10 protein-coding genes are annotated in these 14,563 nt (G+C 70.4%); 5 read left to right on the forward strand and 5 right to left on the reverse strand.

What is annotated here, in order from left to right; all coding sequences use genetic code 11:
- Positions 1–12: 12 nt before the first annotated feature.
- From AC0IZJ_RS21080 to AC0IZJ_RS21100, 5 genes are read right to left on the reverse strand one after another with little or no spacing between them, the layout of a single operon-like run.
- Positions 13–513, reverse strand: coding sequence for a hypothetical protein (locus AC0IZJ_RS21080; protein WP_471853426.1), 501 nt, complete (start codon positions 511–513; stop codon positions 13–15).
- Positions 510–1,298, reverse strand: coding sequence for an enoyl-CoA hydratase/isomerase family protein (locus AC0IZJ_RS21085; protein WP_471853427.1), 789 nt, complete (start codon positions 1,296–1,298; stop codon positions 510–512). The genes AC0IZJ_RS21080 and AC0IZJ_RS21085 overlap by 4 nt, the downstream gene beginning before the upstream one ends.
- Before the next feature lie 34 nt (positions 1,299–1,332).
- Entirely contained in the window at positions 1,333–1,848 is a 516-nt protein-coding gene (locus tag AC0IZJ_RS21090; protein WP_471853429.1) for a GNAT family N-acetyltransferase, read from the reverse strand.
- The gene (locus AC0IZJ_RS21095; protein ID WP_471853430.1) at positions 1,848–3,455 is read right to left on the reverse strand and encodes a carboxyl transferase domain-containing protein; all 1,608 of its coding nucleotides are present in this window, start codon (positions 3,453–3,455) and stop codon (positions 1,848–1,850) included. Before AC0IZJ_RS21095 ends, AC0IZJ_RS21090 begins: the two co-directional genes overlap by 1 nt.
- A gap of 56 nt (positions 3,456–3,511) precedes the next feature.
- Positions 3,512–3,793 (reverse strand): hypothetical protein, encoded by a 282-nt coding sequence (locus tag AC0IZJ_RS21100; RefSeq protein ID WP_471853432.1) that lies wholly within the window; start codon positions 3,791–3,793, stop codon positions 3,512–3,514.
- A gap of 76 nt (positions 3,794–3,869) precedes the next feature.
- On the opposite strand from AC0IZJ_RS21100, the gene AC0IZJ_RS21105 reads away from it, so the two are divergent.
- From AC0IZJ_RS21105 to AC0IZJ_RS21125, 5 genes are all read left to right on the forward strand, one after another.
- Positions 3,870–5,504: a FecR family protein gene (locus AC0IZJ_RS21105; RefSeq protein ID WP_471853434.1), complete on the forward strand. Its 1,635-nt coding sequence runs from the start codon at positions 3,870–3,872 to the stop codon at positions 5,502–5,504.
- On the forward strand, positions 5,501–7,882 hold the full coding sequence (locus AC0IZJ_RS21110; RefSeq protein WP_471853436.1) for a CHASE2 domain-containing protein: 2,382 nt from the start codon (positions 5,501–5,503) through the stop codon (positions 7,880–7,882). Before AC0IZJ_RS21105 ends, AC0IZJ_RS21110 begins: the two co-directional genes overlap by 4 nt.
- A gap of 137 nt (positions 7,883–8,019) precedes the next feature.
- The gene (locus tag AC0IZJ_RS21115; protein WP_471853437.1) at positions 8,020–11,772 is read left to right on the forward strand and encodes an ATP-binding protein; all 3,753 of its coding nucleotides are present in this window, start codon (positions 8,020–8,022) and stop codon (positions 11,770–11,772) included.
- Positions 11,773–11,830: 58 nt separating this feature from the next.
- A complete protein-coding gene (locus tag AC0IZJ_RS21120) occupies positions 11,831–12,286 on the forward strand; it encodes a (2Fe-2S)-binding protein (RefSeq protein ID WP_471853439.1) in 456 nt (151 codons plus the stop codon).
- A gap of 10 nt (positions 12,287–12,296) precedes the next feature.
- Entirely contained in the window at positions 12,297–14,516 is a 2,220-nt protein-coding gene (locus AC0IZJ_RS21125; protein ID WP_471853440.1) for a xanthine dehydrogenase family protein molybdopterin-binding subunit, read from the forward strand.
- Positions 14,517–14,563 lie beyond the last annotated feature (47 nt).

Below are 14,563 nucleotides of genomic sequence, written 5' to 3' on the forward strand. Positions count from 1 at the left end.
GGCAACGGCGCCCTAGGGCAGGCGCGGCCGGAAGCCGGGCACGGTCGCGTTGAACAGCGTCATGGCGTCTTGTCTGCCGGGCTGGCAGACCATGGAGAAGTTCAGGATCTTGCGCGGCGTCACGTAGCCCAGGTAGAGATGCACATGCTCGCCCGCCACGTCCGAGGCAAACGACATTTCCAAACCGACGCCACCTGCATGCGGCTTGATGGACTGCTGCAGCACCTGCACGGGTTTGGCGCTGGCCGACTGGATGGCTTCGACGCGGCTTGCCATGCACTGCTCGGCGATGGCTTGCGCCTGGTCGACCGTGATGTCCAGCAGGTCGACCGAGATGACGATGACGGCGCCGTCCTCGTCCGACTGGAAGTTCAGCGCGCTGTCTTCATCCGTCGGGATCTGGCGCCACTTGGACAGCAGGTCGAGCCGGAACTCGGGGTTGCCGTAGCTGCGCTTGACCGTTGGTCTGGGCGCGGGCGGCGTCAGCGGGAAGCTGTACTTGAGGATGCTCATGGCGAGGCCAGCCACGATGGCTTGCCCTTGTTCAGGAAGCTCTGCACGCCCTCGCGGCCCTCGGCGCTGGCGCGGATGTCGGCGATGCGCCGCACCGTGTCGTCGCGCAGGTCCGGCGTGATCTCGCGGCCGGCCACGTCCTTGACGAGCCGCTTGCAGGCGCGCACAGCGGCAGGGCCGTTGGCGGCGATGGCGGCGAGGAGCTCGTCGACCTTGGCGTCCAGCGTGTCGGCAGCAACGACTTCGTGCACCAGGCCGAGCGCCTTCGCCTCGGCAGCCGAGAAGCGCTCCGCCGTCACGAAGTAGCGCCGCGACGCCTGCTCGCCCAGCGCCTTGACGACGTACGGCCCGATGGTGGCAGGCAGCAGGCCGAGCTTGGCCTCGCTGAGGCAGAAGCCCGCTGCATCCACGGCCACGACGACATCCGCGCAAGCCACCAGCCCCACGCCGCCGGCGTACACGTCGCCCTGCACGCGCGCGATGACCGGCACCGGGCAGCTGTAGATGGCCCACAGCATGTCGGCCAGCCGGGTGGCGTCGGCGTGGTTCTCCTCCCACGAGTAGCCGGCCATGGCCTTCATCCAGTTCAGGTCGGCGCCGGCGCAGAAGGCCTTGCCTTCGGCGGCGAGGACGATGGCGCGCAGCGTTGGCTCCCGGCTCAGCGTCGTGAAGGCGTGGGTCAGCTCGGAGATCAACACCTCGTTGAAGGCGTTGCGGACCTCCGGGCGGTTCAGCGTGACGCGGGCGGCGGGCCCGTCGATCGTGACGGTCAGGCAGGTGCTCATGGCGGTATTTCCTTGAGGTCGGATTGTCCGGCGGCTAGGCGAGCGGCTTGGTCATCAGCACCGACGCATACGTCTTGCCCTGCCACTGCACGCCACCCACGGTGACGTAGCCACGCCGCTCGTAGCGGCGGCGCAGCGCTTCGGCGGGCTCAGCGGTGTCCAGCGCCAGCTGCGCAAAGCCCTGCTCGCGCGCCCAGGCCTCGGCAGCGTCGAGCAGCCGCTCGCCCACGCCTTGCCCGCGGCAGTCCGGGTGCACGGCCAGCTGCGACAGGATGGCCGTGCCGGGCGTCGTGTACAGCGGCGGCGGCGGGTCGGCGATATAGGCCTCGCCGAGGCGCTTGGGACCGCGCACGGCGACGGTGCCGACGAGGCGGCCGTCCAGATGGGCGACAAAGCCCTGGGCGCCGGCCAGGCGATCACGCGTGACCGCAACACTCTGGTCGACGGCGGTGAAGTTCCAGCCCTGCGCGGCCAGCGATGCATAGGACAGGTGCAGCAGCGCGGTCAGCGCCTCGAGCGAGTCGCTGGCCTGGAGTTCGCGAATCACCATCACATCCGGAACACGCCGAACCTCGTCTCCGGGATGGGCGCATTCAGCGACGCCGACAGCCCGAGTGCCAGCACGCGGCGCGTGTCGGCCGGGTCGATGACGCCGTCGTCCCACAGCCGGGCGGAGGCGTAGTAGGGGTGGCCCTGGTCTTCGTACTGCTGGCGCAGGGGCGCCTTGAAGGCTTCCTCTTCGTCGGCGCTCCAGGCGCCGCCCTTGGCCTCGATGGCGTCGCGGCGGATGGTGCTCAGTACGCTGGCCGCCTGCTCGCCGCCCATCACCGAGATGCGCGCGTTCGGCCACATCCACAGGAAGCGCGGGCTGTACGCACGGCCGCACATGCCGTAGTTGCCGGCGCCAAAGGACCCGCCAATGATGACGGTGAACTTCGGCACGGCGGCACAGGCCACGGCCGTCACCATCTTGGCGCCGGCGCGGGCAATGCCGTCGTTCTCGTACTTGCGGCCGACCATGAAGCCGGTGATGTTCTGCAGGAAGACCAGCGGCACCTTGCGCTGGCAGCACAGCTCGATGAAGTGGGCGCCCTTGTTGGCGCTCTCAGCGAACAGGATGCCGTTGTTGGCGACGATGCCGACCGGCATGCCTTCGATGTGGGCGAAGCCGCAGACCAGCGTGGCGCCGTAACGGGCCTTGAACTCGTCGAACTCCGAGCCATCGACGATGCGGGCGATGACCTCGCGGATGTCGAAGGGCTTGCGCGTGTCGGTCGGGATGACGCCGTGCAGCTCGGCCGGGTCGGACAGCGGTGCCCTGGGCTCCTGCATCGCCAGCGGATTGACCTTGGTCCAGTTCAGCCGCGCCACCGACTGCCGCGCGATGGCCAGCGCATGCGTGTCGTTGTTGGCGAGATGGTCCGCCACGCCGGACAGGCGCGTGTGCACGTCGCCGCCGCCCAGGTCCTCAGCCGTCACGACCTCGCCGGTGGCCGCCTTCACCAGCGGCGGGCCGCCCAGGAAGATGGTGCCCTGGTTCTTGACGATGATGGTCTCGTCGCTCATCGCCGGCACATAGGCGCCGCCAGCGGTGCACGAGCCCATGACGACAGCAATCTGCGGGATGCCGGCGGCCGACAGGTTGGCCTGGTTGAAGAAGATGCGGCCGAAATGGTCGCGGTCGGGGAAGACCTCGTCCTGGTTCGGCAGGTTGGCGCCGCCGCTGTCCACCAGATAGATGCAGGGCAGGCGGTTCTGCGCGGCAACTTCCTGCGCCCGCAGGTGCTTCTTGACCGTGATCGGGTAGTAGGTGCCGCCCTTGACCGTCGCATCGTTGCAGACGATGACGCACTCCACGCCCGACACACGGCCGATGCCGGCCACCACGCCGCCGCCCGGTGCGGCGTTGTCGTAGAGGTTCAGGCCGGCCAGCGGCGCCAGCTCCAGGAAGGGCGTGCCCGGGTCCAGCAGCATTTCGACGCGGTCGCGCGGCAGCAGCTTGCCGCGGGCGGTGTGCTTGGCGCGGGCCGCGTCGCCGCCGCCTTGGGCGATCTGCGCAAGCTTGGCGTTCAGGTCGTCGATCAGGCCGCGCATGGCGTCGGCATTGGCCTTGAAATCGGCCGAGCGGGGGTTGAGCTGGGTGTTCAGAACCGGCATGGGGTCTCCTCGGGTCTTGTGGTTTTGGGGCGCAGCGCTTGTGGCGCCTGCCTCCTCTATTTGGTCAGCGATTGGATCAGCACGGTCTCGCAGAGCTTGAACAGCAGCCAGGCCGCCATCGCGCCCACGCACGAGACCAGCAGCTCCAGCAACTGCCGCAGGCCGCCGTCCTGCAGGCCTTGCCAGCCATTGTCCGAGACGAACATGGCATTGCTGCCCACCAGCCGCGCCAGGTCCAGCGTCAGCAGACCGAAGACGGTGAAGCTCACGGTCATCAGCGCGAAACAGGCCCAGCGGTGCCGGCGCAGCCACGCGACAAAGTTCGGGAACGTGACCATCGGCCCTCCTAAAAACGCCAGCGGCATTCTCGACCCTGGCTACCATCCGCCTTCCTGCAGGGGAGTGGGAGGTCATATGAATATCTTGAGAGTCTGGCTGGCTGCGAGTCTGCTGGCATTGAGTGGTGCAAGCAGCGCGCAGACGCTGGCCGCCGACGCCGACTGGCGCTATGTCATCCAGCGGGGTGACACGCTCATCACGCTGACCGACGCCTGGCTCACGCCGCCCAAGACCTGGCGTGACCTGCAGAAGCTCAACCGCGTACCTGACCCTTTGCGGCTGATGCCCGGCTCGACGCTGCGCATGCCGGTAGCCTGGCTGCGGCGCGAGGCCAGCGTCGCCGAGGCCGTGTTCGTGCGCGGCGACGTGCAGCGCCAGCGCGGCGCGGGCAGCGAGCCGCTGGAGCGACTGACAGTAGGCGCCACGCTGCAGAGCGGCGACCGCGTGCGCACCGGCGCCCAGGCCAGCGCGTCCTTGCGCTTTGCCGACGGCTCGCGATTGCTGATCCCGCCCGAGAGCGAGGTCGCGCTGGAGCAACTGCTCGTGCTCGGCCGCGGCGCCATTCCGGCCGTGCGCCTGGGCCTGGCCAAGGGTGGGGCGGACAGCCGCGTTGCGCCCAATGCCCAGCGTGTGCCGTTGTACGAAGTACGCACGCCGCACGTCAACCTGGGCGTGCGCGGGACCGAGTTCCGCGTGCAGACGGCCGGCCTGGAGAGCCGCATGCAGGTGCTGCACGGTGCCGTGCATGCCGAGGGTGTCCAGACCGATGTTGCCGCCGGACAGGGCTTGCGGGCGATCTCGGCGCTGCGCGCCGTCTCTGCGTTGCTGCCGGCACCCGACCTGGGCACCCTGCCGGGCACGGCGGAGCGCCTGCCGCTGCGCCTCATCTGGGCCGCATCGCCTGCTGGCGCCGTCGCCTGGCGGGCCCAGCTCTATGCCCGGGACGACTTCGACCGCCTGCTGCTTGACGCCCGTGTCACCGAGCCGGTGGCCGCCTGGGCCGAAGCGCGCGAGCTGCCGGATGGCGACTACACCCTGCGCGTGCGCGCCATCGACGTGAACGGCCAGGAAGGCCTGGCAGCGGACGCCATCGTGCGCCTGCAGGCCCGCCCCGAGCCGCCCTTCATCCAGGCGCCGGCGCAGGGCGCCATCAGCTACAACGGCGCCATGGCCCTGGCCTGGACGCGCAACACCGCCGCGCCCGACGTGCGCCTGCAGGTCGCGCGGGATGCCGGGTTCAAGGATCTGGTGTTGCAGCCACCGCCCATCGATTCGGCGGCCTACGAAGCGAAGCTGCCCGACGGTGCCTACCACTGGCGCATCGCCTCGGTCGAAGCCAGCGGTCGCGCCGGCCCGTTCAGTGATGCCCAGACCTTCGAGATCCAGCCGCCTCCGCCCGCGCCGCCGCCGGCCGAGTCCGACCTCAGCGGCGACCAGCTCAAGCTGCGCTGGCGTGCCGACAAGGGCGTCGTGCGCTATGAGCTGGAGTGGGCCAAGCTGGAGACTTTCGACGGCCCTGACCTGCAGCGCCTGACCACCGACAAGCCCGAGGTGACGATGGCCAAGCCGTCATGGGGCAAATACTTCCTGCGCGCCCGGGCGTTCAACGCGGCCGGCGTCGCCGGTCCCTGGGGCCAGACGCAGATGATCGAGGTGCCTTACCCGCGGTGGCTATGGCTGCTGCCGCTCGCGTTGATCCCGCTGCTTTGAAACGCTGGCCCTGGTTCGCCCTGCCCGGCGCCCTGGCGCTTTGGGCATTGCTGAGCCTCGTCGGCGCGCAGCCTCGCGTGGACCGCGCCATCGGCGACCTGCTCGTGCGCGCTGCCGCACCGGCGCCGGCCGCGCCAAGCAGCGTCGTCGTCGACATCGACGACGCCTCGCTGCGCGCGCTGCGCCAGCCGCTGGGCGAGTGGCCGTACTCGCGCGAGGTCTATGCGCTGATGCTCGACTACCTGCGCCACGCCGGGGCGCGCCTCGTGGTCATCGACATCGTCTTTGCCGGCCCGCGCGAAGGCGATGCCCAACTGGCGAAGGCGCTTGCTGCCGAGCCGCCGGTCGTGCTGGCCGCGGCCGGCCTGCTGCCGGGCCAACGCGTGGCCGTCGAGCTGGCGACCCCCAGCCCGGCCGAAGAGGCCGCGCTGCAGCGCGTCGGCGGCGCGCCGGCCGGCAAGCGCTGGGCCGCGTTGACGGCGCCGCCCGACACGCTGCTGGACGCGCTGACGGCGCGCGGCAGCCTGGGGCTGATCTCGGCGGCGCTGGACGACGACGGCCTGCTGCGCCGCCTGCCGCTGCTGCACCAGGTGCAGGGCCGCGCCTTGCCCAGCCTGGCCCTGGCCGCGCGGCTGCGGGCCGATGGTGCGACCGCCTGGCGCATCGAGGGCGGCGAGCTGATCGCCGGCACGCGCCGCTGGCCGGTCGACGAGCAGGCCCGACTGCGGCTGCGCCTGCCCTTGATGTCAACAAAGGAGGGCGGCGAGCTGCCGCGCGTGAGCTGGCAGCGCCTGATGCGCGCGGCCCTCGGCGAGGTGGACGACGCCGATCTGGCGCGCCAGCTCGCCGGTCGCAGCGTCTTCGTCGGCAGCAGCGCCTTCTTCGCGGACGAGGTCATGCTGCCGGAGGGCCGGCTGTTCGGCGCGGCGCACAACGCGGCCGTGTTCGAGGCCCTGGGTGCCGAGCCCGTGCCGCTGCTGCGTGAGCGCGGCGCCGCCGTCTGGCTGCTGACCGCCGTGCTGCTCGCACTCGGTGCCCTGCCGTTGCTGCTGCGCCACCAGGCATTGGCGGCCGGGGTGGCCCTGCTGGCCATTGCCGGTGCCGCCTGGGCTGGTGTGCTGAACGGCCTGCTGGCCACGCCGGCGCCTGCCCTCTACCTGCTGGCACTGGCGCTGCTGCTGACCGCCATCGAACGTGAGAGGCAGGTCCAGGCGCGCGCACGGGAGCTGATGCGCGAGCGCGAGCTGGCCGAGGCGCGCAGCCGCGCCAAGACCGAGCTGCTGGCGCATGTCAGCCACGAGATGCGCACGCCGATGAACGCGGTGCTGGGCTTCTCCGACATCCTGGCCCGTTCGCCGCTCAAGCCGGAGCAGGCCCACTACGTCGAGGTGCTGGGCCACGCCGGCCGGCAGGTCTTCGCCCTCATCAACGACCTGCTCGACAACGCCCGCATCGAGAGCGGCCGGCTGGAGCTGGCCACCCACCCCTTCAACCTGGTGGACCTCGTCGACCTGCAGCTCGAACTGCTGCGCGAGCGCGCCCAAAGCCAGGGCCTGTGGCTGCGCGTGTTCGCGCGTACCGAGGCCACCGGCTGGGTGAGCGGCGACCAGCAGCGCGTCGCGCAGATCGTCACCAACCTCGTCGGCAATGCGATCAAGTTCACCAAGGCGGGCGGCGTGACGGTGGAGCTCGCGCGCGGGGCGGACGAGCGGGTCACCATCAGCGTGCAGGACACCGGCATCGGCATCGCGCCCGAGCGGCTGGAGCGCATCTTCCAGCCCTTCGCGCAGGCCGACGCGTCCATCGCGCGCGAGTTCGGCGGCACTGGCCTCGGCCTGTCCATCACGCGCAGCCTGGCGCGGCTGATGGGGGGTGACGTCAGCGTGAAGAGCCGCCTGGGCGAGGGCAGCCGTTTCGAGGTCAGCCTGGACCTGGCCGACACCGCGCCTCCGCATGCCGACCTGGCCGGCGACCCGCGCACCGAGCGCGTCGCCCCCAGCCGTTCGCTGGCCTTGCTGCTGGCCGAGGACAACGACGTCAACGTGCTCGTCATCGAGGGCATGCTGGCGCCGCTGGGCCACCGCATCACCCGCGTGCGCGATGGCGAGGAAGCCGTGGCCGCGCTGCGCCAGGATCACTTCGACCTGGTGCTGATGGACATGCTGATGCCGGTCGTCGACGGCCTGTCGGCCACGCGCCGGTGGCGGGCCATCGAGGCCGCCGAGGGCCTGCCGCGCACGCCCATCGTCGCGCTGACGGCGAACGCCTTCGACACCGACGCGCAGCAGTCCCTCGCCGCCGGCTGCGAGGCCCACCTCACCAAGCCGCTCGGCCTGGCCGCGCTGCTGCAGGCGCTGGCCAAGTACGCCCGGGCATGAAGCCCTGACCCAAGGGCCGGCTTGGCAGCGGCCCGGCGCTCGGCCCGCAGTTCAGCGGCTGCCGCCTACACCTGCGGCCACCGGCTCGCGGTATCGTTATCGCCCGCAATGCCGCGCCCGCCCCAATGAGTGAACCCGTGACCCCGCCACGAGATCCCGACACCGCCTTCATGGCGGGCGGCGGCGAGCTGGGCGAGCTCATGCGCCGCCACGACTGGGCCGCCACGCCGCTGGGAGCGCCGGCCCGGTGGCCGCGCAGCCTGAAGACGGTCGTGCGCATCATGCTCACCTCGCGCCAGCCGATCTGGGTCGGCTGGGGCCCGCAGCTGACCTACCTCTACAACGACGCCTATCAATCCATCGTCGGCGGCAAGCATCCCTGGGCGCTGGGCCTGCCGACGGCAACCGTCTGGCGTGAGCTTTTTGACGACATCGAGCCCATGCTGCAGAGCGCGCTGAGCGGCGATGGCACGTTCGTGGAAAGCCAGCTCCTCATCATGGAGCGCAACGGCTACCCCGAGGAGACCTACTACACCTTCTCGTACAGCCCCATCCCCGGCGACGACGGCTTGCCGGCAGGCATCATCTGCGCCAACTCCGACGAGACGCAGCGCGTCATCGGCGAACGCCAGCTCGCCCTGCTGCGCGAACTGGCCATGCGCGCCGCCGATGCACGCACGGTCGACGAGGCGGTGCAGCGCTGCGCCCAGGCCTTGCAGACCAACCGCCGCGACCTGCCCTTCGCCCTCGTGCTCCTGCGCTCCCACGGCGAGTCGGCCTTCACGCTGGCCGCCAGTGCCGGCGCGCCAGGGCCCTGGCTGGAAGCGGCACAGGCGCTGGATTTCCGCACCGCGCCGTGGCGGGCGGAGGAGGTGCTGGCGTCTCAGCGGCCACAGCTTGTGCAGACATTGCCGGCCGACATCGCCTGGCCCTGCGGTGACTGGCAGGAGGCGCCGCGCCGGGCCATGCTGCTGCCCATCCGGCCCTCGGGCGATGCGGGCAGTGAAGGCGTGCTCGTCGTCGGCCTGAGCCCGCACCGCCTGCCCGCAGGCGCCTACACCGACTTCCTGCTGCTGGTGGCGCAGCAGCTCTCCGCCGCCATCGGCCACGCCCAGGCCTACGAACTGCAGCGGCACAAGGCCGAGGAGCTGGCCCGCCTGGACCGCGCCAAGACGCAGTTCTTCTCCAACATCAGCCATGAGTTCCGCACGCCGCTGACGCTGATGCTGGGGCCGCTGCACGACGCGTTGAGCCAGGGCGACCTGTCGCACGCGCAGCAGGAGCGCCTGACGATGGTGGAGCGCAATGCGCGCCGGCTGTCCAAGCTCGTCAACGCGCTGCTGGAGTTCTCGCGCATCGAGGCCGGCCGTGTCAGGTCCACCTTCCGGCCCACCGACCTGGCCGCGTTGACCGGCGAGCTGGCCAGCACCTTCCGTTCGGCGATGGAAAAGGCCGGCCTGGTCTTCCGCGTGGCCTGCGCGACGCTGCCCGCGCCGGTCTATGTCGACCGCGACCACTGGGAGCGCATCGTGCTGAACCTGCTGTCCAACGCGCTGAAGTACACGCTGCATGGCGGCGTCTCGGTGCAGGTGACGGCCGAAAAGGGCATGGCCGTCGTGGCCATAGAGGACACCGGCGTCGGCGTGGCCGAGCACGAGGTGCCGCGACTGTTCGAGCGCTTCCATCGCATCGAGGGCGGGCCGGCGCGCACGCACGAGGGCAGCGGCATCGGCCTGGCACTGGTGCAGGAACTGATGCGCCTGCACCAGGGCGACATCGCCGTGGACAGCCAGCTCGGCCAAGGCACGCGCTTCACGCTGCGCCTGCCCTTCGGCCACGCCCATCTGCCGGCCGAGCAGGTCAGCCACGACCGCGCCGAGGTGTCGAGCGCCAGCCAGGCGCCCGGCTATGTGCAGGAGGCGCTGCGCTGGCTGCCGGGCGAGGTTCACGGCGAGGCAGCGGGTACGCCTGGGACGGGCGGGCCGGGCAGCGCACTGGCGCAGATCGGCCAGCGCTACCGCAGCACGCTGGGCGCGCGCATCGTCATTGCCGACGACAACGCCGACATGCGCCAGTACTTGCGCAGCCTGCTGGCGCCGTATTTCCGTGTCGAGGACGTGGCCGACGGCGAGCAGGCGCTGGCCGCCGCGCGCCGCGAGCGGCCGGCGCTGCTGCTGTCCGATGTGATGATGCCCCGGCTGGACGGCTTTGAGCTGCTGGCCGCCTTGCGCGCCGATGAGCGCACGCGCACGCTGCCCGTGGTGCTGCTGTCGGCCCGCGCCGGCGAGGAGGCGCAGATCGAGGGCCTGGGCGCCGGGGCGGACGACTACCTCGTCAAGCCCTTCACGGCGCGCGAGCTGCTGGCGCGCGTGTCCGCCCTCATCGAGCTGGACCGCCAGCGCCGCGCCGGCGAGGAGCAGCTGCGGCTGTTCCTGGCCAATGCGCAGATGTTCACCTGGGACATCGATGCGCGCACCCTGCGGCTGACTCTCTCGGACAACGCCGCCGACGTGCTGGGCGTCGCGCCCGCCAGCCTCGAGACGGGCTTCGACCTCGTGCACGCCGAGGATCTGCCGCGGTTTCGTGGCCGCATCGACGTGGCGTTGCTTGAAGGCGTCGCCTTCACCGAAGAGATCCGCATCCTGCGCCCGGACAACGGTGAGGAGCGCTGGCTGGAGGTCAGGGCGGTACCGGTGCGCGCCGATTCGGGCTCGGTGGCCGGCCTCAGCGGGCTGACCTTCGACGTCACCGACCGCAAGCAGATGGAGCATGCGCTGCGCGAGTCCGACCGCCGCAAGGACGAGTTCCTTGCCATGCTGGCCCACGAGCTGCGCAACCCGCTGGCGCCCATCCGCAACTCGGCCGAGCTGATGCTGCGCACGCTGCCCAGCGAGGCGCCGGCGCGCCGCGCGGTCGAGATCATCAACCGCCAGGTGCAGCAGATGACGCGCATGGTGGACGACCTGCTCGACGTGTCGCGCATCACCCATGGCCGCATCGAGCTGGAATGCCGGCCGGTCGACCTGGCCGCCGTCATCGCCTCGGCCGTCGAAGCTGCCGGGCCGGCCATGCAGGGGCGCGGGCACCGGCTGACGGTCCAGGCGCAGGGCGGGTTGACCGTGTTGGGCGACGCGGCCAGGTTGGAGCAATGCGTCGTCAACCTGCTGTCCAACGCGGCCAAGTACACCGACCCCGGCGGCCTCGTCCGCCTGGAGCTGGAGCAGAACGATGGGGAAGCCTTCATCCGCGTGCAGGACAGCGGCGCCGGCATCGCGTCGGAGGTCCTGCCCGTCGTCTTCGACCTCTTCGTGCAGAGCGCACGCACGCTGGACCGCGCCCAGGGCGGCCTGGGCATCGGGCTGTCCGTCGTGCGGCGTCTGGTGGAGATGCATGGCGGCCGGGTCAAGGCCAGCAGCCCGGGCGTGGGCGCCGGCGCCACGTTCGAGATCCGCCTGCCGCTGACGACGCTGGCCGCACCCGCCGGCGCTGCGGCGCCAACGGCCGGCCCGCCGGCGCGGCGGGTGCTGCTCATCGACGACAACGAGGACGCCGCCGAATCGCTCGCGCTGATGCTGAGTGCCGACGGCCACGAGGTGCAGACCGGTTTCAGCGCCGACGATGCGCTGACGATGGCGATCGCCTGGCGGCCCGACGTGGTGCTGCTGGACATCGGCCTGCCGCGCATGGATGGCTACGAAGTGGCCAGGCGCCTGCGCGCCAACCCGGCGGCGGCGGGCATGCGCCTCGTCGCGCTGACCGGCTACGGCCGGCCAGAGGACCTGCAGCGTTCGGCCCAGGCGGGTTTTGATGGCCATCTGGTCAAGCCAGTCGCCATGGACGCGCTGGCCAAGGCCATTCAGCCGGCCGGAGCAAGCGCTATACCTGACTGATGTACTGGGACGCTGCTTGTGGCTAGAGTCGCCGCGTCCCACACCCAAAGGCCCCCCGATGATCAATCTGACCGTGAACGGTCGCGCCGTCTCTCTCGACGCCGACCCCGACATGCCCCTGCTTTGGGCCGTGCGAGAGGAGCTGCAGCTCACCGGCAGCAAATTCGGCTGCGGCGCGGCGCAATGCGGCGCCTGCACCATGCATGTGGCAGGAGCGCCAGTGCGAGCCTGCATGACACCGGTTTCCTCGGTGCAAGGGCCGGTGACGACCATCGAGGGTGTCGCCAACGACAAGGTCGGCCGGGCGGTGCAGGCCGCCTGGGTCGCGCATGACGTGGCCCAGTGCGGCTACTGTCAGAGCGGCCAGGTGATGAGCGCCGTGGCTCTGCTGAAGAGCAACAAGAAGCCCAGCGACGCCCAGATCGACGAAGCGATGGCCGGCAACATCTGCCGCTGTGGCACCTACACCCGCATCCGCGCCGCCATCCATGCGGCCGCGGGTCAACTCGCTTGAAGGGCCTGACATGCTGAATCCAAGACGCATCGACGCCGCCCTGACCGGCGCGCTTTCCCGCCGGGCCTTCGTCACCACCACCGTCGGGGGCGCCGTTGGCCTGGCCCTGTTGCCTGGCATGAGCGGCGCGCAGGCGCCCAAGCCCGGCGCCAAGCCCACCGAGCAGCCGCTCGCCTTCGTCACCATCGCCAAGGACGGCACGACCACCATCCTGTGCAACCGCATGGACATGGGCCAGGGCGTGGAGACCGGCCTGGCCATGATCTGCGCCGAGGAGCTGGACGCCGACTGGAGCAAGGTGCGCACCGGCTTCGGCGACCAGAAGGCCGCCTATGTGGACCCGCTGTTCGGCATGCACCTGACCGGCGGCTCCAACTCCGTGAAGAACAGCTACCAGCAGTACCGCGAGCTGGGCGCGCGCACCAAGGCCATGCTCGTCGGCGCCGCAGCCGAGGCCTGGGGCGTGCCGGCCGCATCGCTGAAGGCCGAGAACGGCGTCATCAGTGGCGGCGGCAAGAGCGCCGGCTATGGCGAGTTCTTCGATGCGGCGATGAAGCAGGCCGTGCCCGAGGCCGTCACGCTGAAGGACCCGAAGAACTTCAAGCTCATCGGCAAGCCGACTGGCCTGGTCGTCAGCCAGGCCAAGAGCACCGGCGCCCAGGCCTACGGCATGGACGTGCAGCTGCCGGGCATGGCGGTGGCCGTCATCCAGCGCCCGCCGGTCTTCAACGGCAAGATCGGCAAGCTCGATTCGGCCGAGGCGCTCAAGGTCAAGGGTGTCAAGGCCGTGCTGCCGGTGACGCTGGACCGTGGTGGCCAGGGCGTGGCGGTTGTCGCCAGCGGATATTGGGCGGCCAAGAAGGGGCGCGATGCGCTCAAGGTCGACTGGGACCTGGGCGGCGTCGCCAAGCCCGACACGGCGGCGCTGACCAAGCAATACCTGGCACTCGCCAGGACGCCCGGCACACCGGCGCCCAAGCCCGAACTGCAGGCTGACGTGAGCGCCTGGGCCAAGTCACCGAAGAAGATCAGTGCCGACTTCGTCTTCCCCTACCTGAACCATGCGCAGATGGAGCCGCTGGCCTGCACGGTGGACCTGAAGGCCGACCGCTGCGATGTCTATTACGCGGCGCAGATGCCCGGCCTGGATGCGATGAGCATCGCCAAGACCGTGGGGCTGAAGCCGGAGCAGGTGCAGATCAATGTGCAGATGGCCGGTGGCGGCTTCGGCCGGCGCGCCACGCCGGCGAGCGAGTACCCGCGCGAGGCGGCGGCCGTGGCCGTGGCGCTGGCCCAGGCCGGCAAGCCCATGCCGGTCAAGGTGATCTGGAGCCGCGAGGATGACGTCAAGGCCGGCTACTACCGCCCCATGACCGTGCACCGCGCCGAAATCGGCTTCGACGCCGCCGGCAAGATCAGCGGCTGGCAGCACCGCATCGTCAGCCAGAGCATCCTGAAGGGCTCGCCGCTGGAAGGCTTCGGCTACCAGAAGGGCGTGGACGGCACGACGACCGAGGGCATGCGCGACCCCTACGAGATCCCGATGAACCTGAGCGTCCACCACCCGGACGTCAACGTGCCGGTGCTGTGGTGGCGCTCGGTGGGCTCCACGCATACGGCCTATGTGATGGAGACGCTGGTCGACGAGATCGCTTTCGCGACGAAACAGGACCCGGTGGCCTACCGGCTCAAGCTGATGGCAGGCAACGCCAAGGCCGAGCGGCATCGCCTGGCCTTGCAGGCAGCGGTCGACAAGAGCGGCTACGGCAAGCGCAAGCTCAAGGCCGGTCAGGCCTGGGGCGTGGCGGTGCACGAGAGCTTTGAGTCGGTCGTCGCCTATGTCGTTGTCGCCCATCTGAAGGGCAAAGGCAAGGATCGCCAGGCGGTGCTGGACGAAGTGCATGCCGGCGTGCACTGCAACCTCTGCATCAACCCGCGCTCCGTGGAGACGCAGGTTCAGGGCGCCGCCATCATGGCCCTGGCCACGACGATGCCGACCCACCGCGTGACGTTCAAGGACGGCGTGGTCGAGCAGAACAACTTCTACGACATGGCCATGCCGCGCATCACGGACGCGCCCAGGGTGATGACCGTCAGCATCGTGCCCAGCAACGACCCGCCCAAGGGCATGGGCGAGCCGGGCCTGCCGGCGCTGGCACCGGCGCTTGCCAATGCCGTGGCGCGGCTGACCGGCCAACGCCAGCGCGAGCTGCCGTTCCGCTTCGCCTGAAGTTTTCAGGCATGAAAAAAGGCGGGCCTTCGGGCCCGCCTTTACTT

The sequence above is a fragment of the Roseateles sp. AC306 genome, from assembly GCF_979253795.1.